General features: G+C 64.9%; 18 protein-coding genes. 2 read left to right on the top strand and 16 right to left on the bottom strand.

All coding sequences use genetic code 11. The features are described 5' to 3' along the window. Positions 1-9: 9 nt before the first annotated feature. The 4 genes from D3242_RS09885 to ykgO form a co-directional block, all read right to left on the bottom strand. Positions 10-480 carry a hypothetical protein gene (locus tag D3242_RS09885; protein ID WP_019861678.1) on the bottom strand — a complete coding sequence of 157 codons (471 nt, stop codon included), beginning with the start codon at positions 478-480 and terminating at the stop codon, positions 10-12. Position 481: 1 nt separating this feature from the next. Next, positions 482-1,549, bottom strand: coding sequence for an alpha/beta fold hydrolase (locus D3242_RS09890; RefSeq protein WP_064981172.1), 1,068 nt, complete (start codon positions 1,547-1,549; stop codon positions 482-484). Between the two features lie 128 nt (positions 1,550-1,677). Continuing rightward, positions 1,678-2,286, bottom strand: coding sequence for a tetratricopeptide repeat protein (locus D3242_RS09895; protein ID WP_019861676.1), 609 nt, complete (start codon positions 2,284-2,286; stop codon positions 1,678-1,680). A 109-nt stretch (positions 2,287-2,395) separates the two neighbouring features. Next, positions 2,396-2,521 carry a type B 50S ribosomal protein L36 gene (gene ykgO, locus D3242_RS09900; RefSeq protein WP_006327841.1) on the bottom strand — a complete coding sequence of 42 codons (126 nt, stop codon included), beginning with the start codon at positions 2,519-2,521 and terminating at the stop codon, positions 2,396-2,398. 231 nt (positions 2,522-2,752) lie between these two features. On the opposite strand from ykgO, the gene D3242_RS09905 reads away from it, so the two are divergent. Next, entirely contained in the window at positions 2,753-3,172 is a 420-nt protein-coding gene (locus D3242_RS09905; RefSeq protein ID WP_027047485.1) for a lysozyme inhibitor LprI family protein, read from the top strand. Positions 3,173-3,183: 11 nt separating this feature from the next. Here D3242_RS09905 and D3242_RS09910 read toward each other — a convergent pair whose 3' ends face one another. The 11 genes from D3242_RS09910 to D3242_RS09960 all read right to left on the bottom strand — a co-directional run bounded on the left by D3242_RS09910 (position 3,184) and on the right by D3242_RS09960 (position 11,413). Beyond that, the gene (locus D3242_RS09910; protein ID WP_064981170.1) at positions 3,184-4,260 is read right to left on the bottom strand and encodes a 5-(carboxyamino)imidazole ribonucleotide synthase; all 1,077 of its coding nucleotides are present in this window, start codon (positions 4,258-4,260) and stop codon (positions 3,184-3,186) included. Further along, a complete protein-coding gene (gene purE, locus D3242_RS09915) occupies positions 4,257-4,754 on the bottom strand; it encodes a 5-(carboxyamino)imidazole ribonucleotide mutase (protein WP_010911966.1) in 498 nt (165 codons plus the stop codon). Before purE ends, D3242_RS09910 begins: the two co-directional genes overlap by 4 nt. Positions 4,755-4,852: 98 nt before the next feature. Beyond that, on the bottom strand, positions 4,853-5,758 hold the full coding sequence (locus D3242_RS09920; RefSeq protein ID WP_064981168.1) for an anti-sigma factor family protein: 906 nt from the start codon (positions 5,756-5,758) through the stop codon (positions 4,853-4,855). After that, entirely contained in the window at positions 5,755-6,294 is a 540-nt protein-coding gene (locus D3242_RS09925; protein WP_064981166.1) for a sigma-70 family RNA polymerase sigma factor, read from the bottom strand. Before D3242_RS09925 ends, D3242_RS09920 begins: the two co-directional genes overlap by 4 nt. Positions 6,295-6,331: 37 nt before the next feature. Further along, the gene (locus tag D3242_RS09930; protein WP_019861671.1) at positions 6,332-6,529 is read right to left on the bottom strand and encodes a hypothetical protein; all 198 of its coding nucleotides are present in this window, start codon (positions 6,527-6,529) and stop codon (positions 6,332-6,334) included. Positions 6,530-6,661: 132 nt separating this feature from the next. Then, positions 6,662-7,867, bottom strand: a complete 1,206-nt coding sequence (locus D3242_RS09935) for an aminotransferase class V-fold PLP-dependent enzyme (RefSeq protein WP_064981164.1) — start codon at positions 7,865-7,867, stop codon at positions 6,662-6,664. 25 nt (positions 7,868-7,892) lie between these two features. Further along, the gene (locus D3242_RS09940) at positions 7,893-8,354 is read right to left on the bottom strand and encodes a RidA family protein (RefSeq protein ID WP_010911960.1); all 462 of its coding nucleotides are present in this window, start codon (positions 8,352-8,354) and stop codon (positions 7,893-7,895) included. Between the two features lie 38 nt (positions 8,355-8,392). Continuing rightward, a complete protein-coding gene (locus D3242_RS09945; RefSeq protein WP_120145498.1) occupies positions 8,393-9,187 on the bottom strand; it encodes an amino acid ABC transporter ATP-binding protein in 795 nt (264 codons plus the stop codon). Between the two features lie 4 nt (positions 9,188-9,191). Then, positions 9,192-9,842, bottom strand: a complete 651-nt coding sequence (locus D3242_RS09950; RefSeq protein WP_019861668.1) for an amino acid ABC transporter permease — start codon at positions 9,840-9,842, stop codon at positions 9,192-9,194. Between the two features lies 1 nt (position 9,843). Next, positions 9,844-10,509, bottom strand: coding sequence for an amino acid ABC transporter permease (locus D3242_RS09955; protein ID WP_010911957.1), 666 nt, complete (start codon positions 10,507-10,509; stop codon positions 9,844-9,846). A gap of 73 nt (positions 10,510-10,582) precedes the next feature. Continuing rightward, complete coding sequence (locus D3242_RS09960; protein WP_019861667.1) at positions 10,583-11,413, bottom strand: transporter substrate-binding protein; 831 nt, start codon at positions 11,411-11,413, stop codon at positions 10,583-10,585. Between the two features lie 244 nt (positions 11,414-11,657). Between D3242_RS09960 and D3242_RS09965 the strand changes: the two genes are divergently transcribed. After that, a complete protein-coding gene (locus tag D3242_RS09965) occupies positions 11,658-12,371 on the top strand; it encodes an IclR family transcriptional regulator (protein ID WP_064981159.1) in 714 nt (237 codons plus the stop codon). 9 nt (positions 12,372-12,380) lie between these two features. Here D3242_RS09965 and D3242_RS09970 read toward each other — a convergent pair whose 3' ends face one another. Continuing rightward, positions 12,381-12,584, bottom strand: a complete 204-nt coding sequence (locus tag D3242_RS09970; RefSeq protein WP_010911954.1) for a YdcH family protein — start codon at positions 12,582-12,584, stop codon at positions 12,381-12,383. Positions 12,585-12,771: the final 187 nt, after the last annotated feature.

Here is a 12,771-nt window from a genome sequence, read left to right on the forward strand (position 1 = left end):
AGCCTTCATCTAGCCTCTGGCCGTCGCGATCCTGAGCGATCTTGCCGCGGCCTCCGGGTGGTCCCTGCGCTGAAGAAACCGACGCGCACGGAGAACTGCGTCATATAGATACTGATCCGGACCCAACATCTTTCGCCGGTTCAATTCGGTCGTGTCGAGCAGGTCGAAATCGACCTTCTGGATCGTGCAGTGCCAACCGGCACTGTGGGAGGTCCAGCCCTTTCGATGGTGCTCCAAAAGGCGCTCGCGGTCGGAGTAGCCGTGGTAGTCGAAAGCGATGACGCCGTTCGTCACATAGACATGGTTTCCTGAAAAGCCCTCGGCCGGAATGATCCGCTCCGCATAAAATCCTTCAAGCGGGGGATGCTTGAGGAAAGTGCCTGCAAGAATGTGGCATGCGCCGTAGCCGAAGAAGATGCGATCCGGCAGCGCCCATCGCTTTTCCGGGTTTTTCTTGATGCCGTGCTTGAGGACATACATCTCAGGTCGGCGCGAGTTCGGCCTGGGGCTCCTTGATGTCGGCGCACTTGCCCACACCATAGGCATCGCCGGCGATCCGCGCCTCGACCGTTCTGGCCATCGCCTCCAGGTCGACATCCCCGCCGGCTACCTTCTCGATGGCGCCGACGACGAGGTCCGAGGCGATCCAGTCCGGCTTGTGGCCGAGATTGTGCACCCAGACGAGCTCCGCGCCCGGTATATCGCGCGCCAGGCCGACGGAATGGATATGGGCATAGACGACCTTGTCTCGGTCGCCCGAAATGACCACGGTCGGCGCGCGGATCTCTTTGTAGTGCGGCGCGGCGCCAAGCGTATAGCGATAGAGGCCGGCGACGTCGGTGGCGTTGGCGCGAAAGGCCGCAGGCCGCAGCACCAGCGGGATCGCGGCCGTGCCGAGATAGTCGTCCGGCACCTTGTTGGGCGAGAATACGCAGGTCGTCGCATCGGCCATCTGAAATGTGCCGGCGGGATAGGCGAGCGTTTCGGAGAAGATCCGGCCGATCACCGGGACGGTGGTCAGGTCGTAGTACCAGGATGTCGCGCCGCCCGGCCAGGGATGGGTCGCCGGCGCCAGAAAGACGAGACCGAGCGTCCTGTCGGCATGCTCGCGGCCGAAAGCCGCCGTCACCACGCCACCGAAGGAATGGCCGACGATGATCGCCTTCCTGATGCCGAGGCGGTCCATCAGGGCAGCCAGGGTATTGGCCTGCGCCGACGGATCCTCATTGTTGCCGGACCCGCGCCCCGACCAGCCGTGACCCGGCCGGTCGAAGAACAGCATTTCGGCGCGGCCCTCGAGCAGCGGCCGAAGCGGCAGCACCTGATCCCCGAGATTGGCGCTGGCGCCATGGATGAAGACGATCGGCGGCAGCTCCGCATTGGCGGCGGCTGGAATGTGGACATAATGGATGCGGGCGCCGCCGATGTCGGCGAATTCGCCAATGGGTGGATCGCGGCGCTCGATCAGCCACGAGCCGACGCGGGTCACGCCGACCAGGGCAAAGACGAGCGCGAGAAGGAAGGCGAACGCGGCGGAGATCAGGTTCATGTGGGGAGATACGGGGGTGGCGTGGGATAAGTTTTGAGTAGGCAGTAGGCAGTAGGCGTAGGCAGTAGGCAGTAGGTTGGTGTTTGCCGCCCAATCTTTCCCCTACTGCCCACGCCCTATTCCCTGCACTAAATTCCTTCGCCGGCAAGCTCTTCCGAAAGCGTGGCGACCTGGTCCTGGGCGCTGCGCATCATCGGATAAATGGCCAGCACCTTCTGCCAGGCCTCGAGCGCCGACTGCTTGTGGCCAGTCAGCGCCATGATCTGCGCCAGGCCCGACAGCGCGCCGAAATGGCGCGGCTCGAGTTGCAGCGTGTGGTCGATGTCGGACATCGACTTGCCGTAGTTTTTCATCATGAAATGCACCGTGGCGCGCCGGTTCCAGCCTTCGGCATAGGTCGGCTGCAAGGTCACCACCTGGTCGAGCAAATCGAGCGCGACGTCGAATTTCTGATTGTCCATCGCTTTTTGCGACCACAACATCATCAGGTCGATCGAGGCGCTGCCGGACTGGAACCATTCGCCCCAGATGTTGCCGGCGATGCGTTCGGCCGCCTTTTCGTTGCGTTCGCGCTTGAGGTCGGAAAACAGCTTGTCGAGCCGGGCCTGTTTGGTCATCGGCGCGGCGGGAGCCTCCGGGGCAGCCGGCGCCGCCGGCTGGTCGTCCGCGGCCCTGGCCGGCACGCTTGTGGCGCCGGAAACAAGCAGGGCTGTCAAAAATGCAAAAAGAATCCGCATCGCCCGATCCTAGTCCCGGGCGGCGGAACAGCAAAGTGATTTTAGCGTGAGAAGGTCGGCAGGCCGACAAGCATCAAGGGGCGGAGGCGAAAAGCCTCCGGCCTAAAGCTCAGCCCTGGCGCGCCTTATAGCGCGGGGCGGTCTTGTTGATGATGTAAACGCGGCCCTTGCGGCGAACCAGCTGGTTGTCGCGGTGACGCGCCTTCAGCGCCTTGAGCGAATTCTTGATCTTCATGGTCTTGCCTGTCGGTGTGGACCCGGTTCCGGGTCGAAATTTTAAGGCGCGCCAAAAGACGCGCCTTTTCAACGGTGGGTGGCTCATAAACGAGGAGCCTTGCCCATGTCAACCGCAAGCATGCTCCACACCTCCATATCATCAAATATCCGCCATATCAGCCGCTCGGCATTGCACGGTTCCGGGCGGGCTGGGATGATGCGGTGTATTTCAAGTGATTTGGGGTCGATCATGCGCCGAATATTGCTGTCCGCCTGCCTTGTCGTCCTGGCGGGAACGTCGATCGTGCGCGCACAGGAATGCGACCGCTCCGACGACAGCCAGCAGATGATGAACATTTGCGCCGGCGAGGACTACCAGGCCGCCGACGCCAAGCTCAATGCGGCCTATCAGGACCTGATCAGCTCCGATGATGCCAACGGCAAGAGATTGCTGCAAGTGGCGCAACGCGCTTGGATCACCTTCCGCGACGCCGAGTGCGCGCATAGCACAGCCGCCAGCGTGGGCGGCTCCATCCACGCGATGGAGGTCTCGCAGTGCCTGACCAGGCTCACCAATGACCGCATCAACCAGCTTGCGGCCTCGGCCAATTGCAGCGAAGGCGATGCCAGCTGCGCCAGCCCCAACGAGGGCAGCGACGAGGTGCAATAGCTCGTTTTGAGCTAAGTACGGCGGCTGATGCGGGTGAAATGGCCCATCTTGCGGCCGTGCCGTGCTTCGGCCTTGCCATAGAGATGCAGCATCAGATCGGGCTCGGCGAGCAGGGTGGGCACGCGCAGCACGTCGTCGCCGATCAAATTTTCCATCACGCAGTCGGAGTGGCGCCCCGGGCTGCCCAGCGGCAGGCCGGCAACGGCGCGGATATGCTGCTCGAACTGCGAAACGATGCAGGCCGCCTCGGTCCAATGGCCTGAATTGTGGACGCGCGGCGCAATCTCGTTGGCCAGCAGCGAACCGTCGGAAAGCACGAAGAACTCGACGCCGATGACGCCGACATAATCGAGCGCCGACAGGATTTTTGCCGCGGCCGTTCGCGCCGCTTCAGCCGTTTCAAGTTTGACGCCGGCCGGCAGGGTCGAGGTGTGGAGAATGCCGTGGCGGTGGACATTCTCGGCCGGGTCGTAGGCAGCCACGGCGCCATCCAGGCCACGCGCCGCGATCACCGAGATCTCGCGCTCGAAGGGCACGAAGCTTTCCAGGATCAACGGCACATTGCCCATCGCCTCGCAGGTGCCGGCGAAGCCTCCCGTTTCCATGTTGCGGAAGACACGCTGGCCCTTGCCGTCATAGCCCATGCGCCGCGTCTTCAAGATGCCGCTGCCGCCGAATGTCCTCAGCGCCGCCGTCAGTTCCTCGTCGGTGTCGACCGGACGAAAATCGGCGGTGGCAATGCCGATGCCGTTGAGGAATGTCTTTTCACTCACCCGGTCCTGCGCCACGTCGAGCGCGCGCGCCGGCGGATAGACCGCTACCTTGGCGGCAAGCGCTTCTGCCGCCGCGACGGGAACATTCTCGAACTCGTAGGTGACGACGGCACTTGCCGCCGCCAGCTCGGCAAGGGCGGCCGGGTCGTCATAGGCTGCCGTGACCTGCCGGTTGGCGATCTGGGCGGCCGGGCAATCCGGCTGCGGCTCCAGCACGATGGTGCGGTAACCGAGGCGGGCGGCGGCCATTGCCAGCATGCGGCCGAGCTGGCCGCCGCCGATGATGCCGATGGTCGATCCGGCGGGCAGGCTCACGGCGTGTCCGTCGGTTCGTCGGCGACCTTGGCGGTCTGCGAGGCGCGCCAGGCATCGAGACGCTGGGCAAGCTTGTCGTCGTTGAGCGCCAGCACGGCGGCTGCCAACAGGGCCGCATTGGCCGCGCCAGCCTTGCCGATGGCCAGTGTCCCGACAGGAATGCCGGCCGGCATCTGGACGATGGAGAGCAGCGAATCCTGGCCCGACAGCGCCTTGGATTCCACCGGGACGCCGAACACCGGCAGCGGCGTCATCGCCGCCGTCATGCCGGGCAGATGCGCCGCACCGCCGGCGCCGGCGATGATCACCTTGTAGCCGGCGGCCTTGGCGCCCTTGGCGAATTCATAGAGCCGGTCGGGCGTGCGATGCGCGGAGATGATCAGGCGCTTGTGCGGGACGCCGAGCGCCTCCAGCGTTTCGGCCGCCTGGCGCATCGTCGCCCAGTCGGACTGGCTGCCCATGATGATGGCGACGTCGGCGCGTTGATCGTTCAAGCTTGTTGCTCCTCGGCGACAAAGGCGCGCCTTAGCGGAATTCGCGCGGGGCCGCAAGGATATCAGGCCACCGGCAAGGCCAGTGGCTATAATCCAGCCTAAACCGCCGCTTTGCGGAAGCGGGCGACGAAGTCGTCGAGTTCGGGGCGTTCCATGTCGGAGATCGCCCAGTAAGAGAAGGCGCCGTCGCTCCAGTGCACCATCGAGAAGCCGCCGGACGAAAGGTCGTCCGGCTGGGTGGTCTTGCCGCCCTGCTGCGGTTCGGCGACCAGCGTGATCAGGTGCTCGCGGTGGCGGTAGACCAGGGCCGGCACCGGCCGGCCGGATATCACCTCGACCCGGCCGCCGATCAGCGCGTAGCCGTCCTGGGCAAGGTCGGGCGCCGGCGGCGAGACGCCAATGCGGGCGTCGAGCCAGGGCTTGACCGTATGGCGGTCGGACGAGACGATGTCGATCGGGCTCGCGGCAAGCAGGCTGCGGCGATGGCCGCTGGCGACCGCGGCGGCAAAGCCGTCATCGACGCCGCTCTGCATCACCCATTGTGTCGCCCCGCTGGCCAGCACCGCGCTGATCATGATCGACGCGGCCATGGCGCGCCAGTCGAACGAGCCGAAGCGGCGCGTTCTCGGCGATGGCCGCGCCTGGGAAGGACGTGTCCCGGCTTCCCGTCTCTGGCCGCCGCCAGGGCCTGCAATCAATCCCGGCAGCGTCGACGGCGTACCCCGCTGCGGCTCCGCCTCGACCGGCGCCTGCCGTTCGGTGCCCGCCATGCCGATCGACGCGATGCGGGCGCGAAACGCGTCGCTGACATCGGGGCGCGGCAGGCGGCTGACAGCGCCTTGCAAGGCGACAATGCGGGCATGCTCGGCGGCAAGCCTGGGGTCGGCGGCGATGCGACGCTCAACGGCAAGAGCGGCTGCCGCATCAAGCTCGCCATCGACAAGGGCATGGATCATCAGTCTGATACCTTCGGGATCGTTGGGCAGCCCGTCGTCGTGCGTCATGACGCTCTCCCCAATTCAGACGCCAGCAGGCCACGGGCGCGGGCCAGCCTGGACATCACCGTGCCGATCGGCACGGCAAGCATGGCCGATATCTCGCGATAGCTCATGCCGTTGATATCACGCAGCACCAGCGTCTCGCGAAATAGCTGCGGCAGAGCCGCGATCGCCGCCTCCAGTGCCGCCGTATCGGCTTTGGCGATCAGGCTCGCCTCCGGGCCGTCCTCGTCGGGCATGCTGGTGCCGTGCGCCGCCGCCATGTCATCGAGGTCGCCTAGATCGCCGACGGCCATCATGGCACGCGGCCGGTTGCGCGCCATCCAGGTGTAGGAGGTGTTGCGCACGATGGTCAGCAGCCAGGCGCGGGCGTTGCCGCCAGCGTAGCCTGATATGCCGGCATGAGCCTTGATGCAGGCATCCTGCACCACATCCTCGGCATCGGCCGCATTGCCGGTCAGCCAGCGGGCCAGCGCCAGCGCATCGCCGAGATGCGGCAGCACCACTTCGTTGAAGCGTTCTGCCAGGGCCCTCTCGCTCAAAGCGGCACCATGATCCGATACTCCAGGCCGTGCCGCCTCAAGATGCGACGGCGACCTTGCCCTGCTCGCAGGGGCAAAGCCCCCGGAAGCAGGCAGAGCCGCCTGCCTTGCCGAAACTGAATTCATCTGCGTCACCGCTGTCAAGCGCCACAAAGGAGAGCCTGACGATCATCCTGCTTGCCAGCGCATCGCGACGGCTGCCGCCGTGTTCGCTGTCCTTGCAATGATGGGGCATGCCGGTCTCCTCAACGCCAGTGGTGGCGTATGCCGAGGAGACTTGTCGCGGCGCCGATTTATTCCCACAGCCCGCGATCCGGCTGTTCACAGTCGCGTGATCACTGATGGTTTGGGATGATTGGCTTGGTGCTCAATCCGGCCAGCGCAAGACGCCGGAAGAATCCTTCCGGGCGGCCTTCATCGCATCGGCGGGACGGTCCTTCGCGGTCAGCACGGCACGCAACCGCTCGGCGACGATCTCGGCCTCGCCGGGATGCAGATTGCAGGGGTCGAGGAAGAAATGGCCGCGCTCGACTTCGTGGTTGCGCACGATGATCGGCGGTGAGCCAGCCGCCAGCGCCGAGGCGAGGCCAGCGGCGCTGAAGCGGCTCTCCGGCGAGATGAATATCTGCAGCCGGTCAAGCGGGTTGGCAGTCGGGTCCGGGATGATCTTGGCAAAGATGCCCGGCAGTCTCTGCAAAGCGTCCTGCCAGAGGTTGAGCGCCGCCTCCTCGCGCCGGCGGATGCCGGCGTGATCGCGCTTCTCCCAGGCTTCGAGTGCCGCCATGGTGCCGGCGATGCTTTCCTTGCCGACCTTCATGGCCCGCGCCACACCGCGGTTCTGCAGATAGGCGGCCCGCACCAGATCCTTGCGGCCGGTGACGATGCCGCTGGTCGGGCCTGAGAGGAATTTGTGGCCGCTGTAGATGACGACGTCGGCGCCGCGCGCGAGAAAACCGCGCAGATCATATTCGGACGCTGCATCGACGATCACCGGCACGCCCTTGGCGTGGCAGATCTCGCAGAATTCCTCCAGCGGCAGCATGCCGTACTGCACCGTGTGGTGGGCGACGACGTAGAGGCCGGCCGCCGTGCGCTCGTTTATCGCTTCGCGCACATGATAGTCCTGGGTGACGCTGACCGTGCCGGCGGGCACCACCCTGGCGCCGGCGACGCGGATCGACTGGTCGATCGGGGCGCCGTAATTGACGATATGGCCGAGCTGGATGACGACCTCCGATTTGAGGTCGCCGGTGTCGTCAGGCAGGCGCTCGATGGCGAGCAGGCTGGTTCCCGTCATCGCGCCGGCGATCGCCATGGTGATGCCGCTGGCGCAGCAGGCGGTGATGAAGCCGGCCTCTCCGCCGGTGAGGCGCGCCACCACCGTGCTCGCGGCGCGCTGCAGATCGTCCATCTCCACCCATTGCGAGGCCATTTCCGCCATGGCGCTGATCGCCTCCGGAACGATGATCGATGCGCCGAGCGCGGTCATGGTGCCGGAGACATTGATGATCGGCCGCAAGCCCAGCCGTTCGCGGATGGTGGTGTTGGAGCCGGTGTCGGAATAGGTTTTCATGTGAGCGGATCCCGTGAGTGGCAGGTCAGGCGGCGATCTCGACGACCGCCTCGATTTCGACAGTGATGTTTCCAGGCAGCGAGCCGACGCCGATCGCCGAGCGGGCGTGACCGCCGATCTTGTCGAAGACATCGGCGAACAGGTCCGAACAGCCATTGACCACTTTCGGGTGGTCGCTGAAAGTCGGCGTCGCGTTGACGAAGCCGAGCAGCTTGACGACGCGCACGATGCGGCCGAGATCGCCGGCGGCGGCATGCATGACGGCCAGCAGATTGAGCCCGGTCAGGCGCGCGTGCTCATAGGCCTGCTCGACGGTGACGTCCTCGCCGACCTTGCCGGTGCAGAGCGTGCCGTCGGCGCGCAGCGGCCCCTGGCCCGACAGGAAGATCAATCGCCCGCTCTCGGCATGGGTGACGAAGTTGGCGATGGGCGTCGGCGGCTCGGGCAGCGTCAGGCCGAGTTCGGCGAGCCGGATGTAAGGCGTCATGGAAGCAGGCTCCTTGGGACGGCAACGGCCGTCCAATGTCAGAAATGCGAGGCGCGGAAGCGCGCCAGGAAGGTGCGGAGGCGCTCATTGCTGGTTTCCGCCGCCAGGATCTCCTTGGGCGGCCCGACGGCGCTGACGCCGCCATCGGCCATGAAGACGATGCGGCTCGAAGCGTCGCGGGCGAAGGCCATTTCATGCGTCACCATCAGCATGGTCATGCCGTCCTCGGCGAGGCTGCGCACCACGGCCAGCACCTCGCCGACCAGCTCAGGGTCGAGCGCCGAGGTGATCTCGTCGAGCAAAAGGATTTTCGGCTCCATCGCCACCGCGCGCGCGATGCCGACGCGCTGCTGCTGGCCGCCGGAGAGCTCGGCCGGCAGGCTGTCGGCCTTGTGGGCGAGGCCGACGCGGCCGAGCCAGTGTTCGGCGATCTGGCGCGCCTCGGCCTGGCTCTTTCCCCGCACCTTGGTCAGTCCAAGCATGATGTTGCCGGCGGCGGTGAGGTGCGGAAACAGGTTGAAGCTCTGGAACACCATGCCGGTCTCGGCGCGCATCGCGGCCAAGTCGCGTTCGCTGCGGCGCTGGCGCGTTCCGGCCTCGCGATAGCCGACCTCCTTGCCTTCGATGCGGATCGAGCCTGAGTCATAGCTTTCGAGGAAGTTGACACAGCGCAGCAGCGTGGTCTTGCCGCTGCCGGAAGGGCCGATGACGGTGACCACTTCGCCGCGCTTCACCTGAAGGCTGACGGAACGCAGCACCTCGACGGCGCCGAAGGCCTTGGAGACATCGCGCACGTCGAGCAGCGCGGGACTGGCGTTTGTGGCGTCGGACATCGTGCTATTCCCGAATGAAGGCAAAGCGCCGCTCGAGCCGCCGGCTGGCGAGCGAGAGCGCGTAGTTGACCGCGAAATAGATGAGCGCGCCGAGGATATAGAGCGGCATCGCCTCGTAGGTACGGCCGATGACCTGGTTGATGGCCTGCATTAGATCGGTGATGCCGAGCAGCGAGACCAGTGCGCTGCCCTTGACCGCGTCGGTGACGCCGTTGATCCAGGGCGGCAGGAAGCGCCTGAACGCCTGCGGGAAGATGACGGAGGTGAGCCGCTGGCGGAAGGTCAGCCCGATCGCCATCGCGGCCTCGGACTGGCCTTTCGGGATCGAGGCGACCGCGCCCCTGAGATATTCGATGACCTGCGCCGTCTTGAACAGGGTGAGTGCCAGCACGGCGGCCCAGAAGGACGGCAGATGCAGCCCGATCGCGGGCAGGCCGTAATAGACGAAGAACATCAGCACCAGGATCGGAATGCCGCGGATGGTGTCGGAGAAGATGCGCACCGCCCAGCGCAGCGGGGCGGGGCCATAGACCAGGCCGACGCCAAGCAGGACGCCGGCGACGAGCGACAGGGTGACAACCAGAAGCGACACCCAAAGGGTCACGGCGAAGCCCTTGGCGAGGAAGGGCAGGGCGTAGAGGATCTGGCTCGCCATGTCAGCGCGCCGCCCGGAACCGGCGCTCGACGAGCCTGAGCCCGAAAAGCAGGATGTAGCCGGTCAACAGATACATCGCCGTCGTCACCAGATAGACCTCGACGATGCGGAAGGTGTTGAAGTTGATCCACTGGGCGCCGAAGGTAAGTTCCGGTACCGAGATGACCGAGGCGATCGAGGTGTCCTTGAACAGCGAGATGAAGGTGTTGGACAGCGCCGGCAGCGTGATGCGCAGCATGGTCGGGAGGCGCACATGGATGAGCCTTTGCCAGGGCGTCAGGCCGATCGCCTTGCCGGCATCGAGCTGGCCGCGCGGGACGGCCTCGAGGCCCGAGCGAAACACCTCGACCAGATAGGCGCCGCTATAGACAGACAGCGTCAGGACGAACGAGGTCGGCGCGCTGTAGGCCAGGTCGACCACGGTCGGCACACCGTAGAAGACGAGATAGACGAGCAGGATCAGCGGCACGTTGCGGATGAATTCGACATAGGCGGCGATGATCGCGCGCACGACGCGTCCGGCCGAGACGTACCAGACCGCGAGCACCAGGCCGATGACGGTGCCGATCGCAATCGAGATCACCGCAAGCTCGAGGCTGAGCAGCAGACCGCCCCACAGCTTGTCGAAATGCCGCCAGATCAGGTTGAAATTGAGGGCATAGCCCATGCGTCCGCCTCGGTGTGAGGGCCGTCGAGTGGATTGCGGAAGGGCTGGAATGCCGCCCTTCCGCGATCCGGGATCAGATGACCGGGAAGCCGGGGTGGCGTGCCGGCGGCTCCTGGCCGAAATAATCCTTGAAGGCGGCATCGTAGAGCGCCGATTCATGGCCGAACATGGCGATGGTGAAGGTCTGGTTGACGTAGGTCAGCCAGTCGAGATCGCCCTGCCGCAAGGCCGCGCCGTAGAGCATCGAATACCAGCTCTTGCCGGCGTCGAAGTATTTGTCCGGATTGCGCGAGGCGAGCCAGCGCACGGTGGACAGATCGACGGCGGCCGCGTCGGCGCGCTTGGATTCCAGCGCTTGCAGCACGTTGGCCTGGGTGTCGATCTGCAGCACTTGTGCCTGCGGCAAGGCATAGTGGACGGAGCTTTCGGCATCGACATTCTGCAGGATGGAGATGCGCGTCGCCGAACCGCCGGCAAGCAGCTTGTCGAAGGTCTTGTTCTCGGCGGTGGGCAGCGTCAGCAAGGCGACGCCTTCGACGTAGTACGGCCGGCTGAAGTTGATCAGCTGCGAGCGCTGCGCCGTCATCGTCATGAACTGGATGGTGATGTCGACCTTGTTGGTGGTGACGTTGGGAATGCGCTGCGCCGGGTCCTGCATGACGAACTCGACCTTGGTCGGATCGTCGAACAATCCTTTGGCCAGGATGCGCCCCATGGTGATGTCCATGCCGACCAGTTCGCCGGCATCGTTCTCGAAATGCCAGGGCGCGTTGGTGCTGCCGGTGCCGACGATAAGCTTGCCTCGGTCGAGCACGGTGCGCAGCAGGCTGTCGGATGCCGCCTGGGCGGCCGCCTTCTGCGCATCGACGGTTGCCAGCACGCCGGCTGTCGCCAGTCCCGCCATTCCCAATTTCAGAAAATCACGTCTTCCGGATGTGTCGTTCACGGCGACCTCCTTTCGTGTTGTGTTCCCCATGCACAGGCAAGACACACGTCGATGATTTCAAAGCGATTGTCTCTTACAAGAGACGCATGTATCCTGTACAAGACAGATACTAACACCAGGAATCGACAATGCAAGCTGGCAATGCCTTGGCCGTTTCGGCCGACGAAAGACGACCGCCTCCCGCGAGAAGGGCCTCAACCGGGTGCTCGAGATACTGGACTTCCTGCACGCGACGCAGCGGGCGATCGGCATCGGCGACCTTGCCAAGGGGGTGAACGCACCGCGCTCGACGACCTACACGCTGGTGCGGTCGCTGGTCGACGCCGGCCTGCTGGAAATGGCGGGCGACGGCAACCGCGTCTATTTCGGCAAGAAGCTCTATCTCTATGGAATGGATTATGTGCGCGGCAACGACCTGCTGCGTCGCGGGCGCCAGGAGGTCGACCATCTGTCGCGCGAGACCGGAGAGACATCGGAACTGTGCATGCTGCAGAGCGGCCGCTATACGATCGTCCACTCCAGCCCAGGCACCAGGCCGTTCCGCATCAGCTCCGCCACCGGCCTGCAGATACCGCTGCCGTGGACCGCGTCTGGCCGGCTGCTTCTGGCGGGGCTGGAGCGGGCCGAGGTCGAAGCCATGGTGTCGGAAGACGATCTCGTGCTGCCCGACGGCCGCAAGCTGCGGCTCGACGATTTCATCGACGACATCGCCAAAGCTGGGGTGACCGGCTACTGCGTCACCTCGGGCCTGGTCGATGCCTATACGAAATGTCTTGCCGTGCCGGTCTTTTCAGCGCCGGGCAAGGTCGAGGCAACGATGTGCCTGGTGGTTCCCATCGACACCTCCGACGAGCGGACCGGCAGTCTCATCGGCCTGCTGCGCGATCGCGCGGCCAGGTTGTCGATCGGCGGATAGGGAAAGCGTTCAGGCGATGATGTCTGGAATGATCTTGTCTTCCAGCTTCATCAGCCGGTCCTTGAGCGCCAGCTTCTTCTTCTTCATGCGCTGGATTTGCAGCGGGTCGCAATTGGTGGCGATCATCGCGTTGATCGCCGCATCGAAATCGGCGTGTTCCTGCTTCAGCCGGGAAAATTCGAGGCGAATATCGGCCTGTTCCTGATCGGACATTCTCTACCGTCTGCACGTCTGCGGCGCCCAAAAACTGGGCCTGATTGGGCGGGGGTGGCAATTTCTGCCACCGGCGCGCAGGCCATATCACATTTCACCTTGTCGTGGAATGCTACCACGCAGCATTCGACATCGCAGTCGGAAGGTGGCAAAGTGTCATTGTGCCGTCACAGAACGACCTGCGGTG

Origin of the sequence: Mesorhizobium jarvisii (genome assembly GCF_003601985.1) — a bacterium.
In the GTDB taxonomy this organism is placed as follows: Bacteria; Pseudomonadota; Alphaproteobacteria; order Rhizobiales; family Rhizobiaceae; genus Mesorhizobium; species Mesorhizobium jarvisii.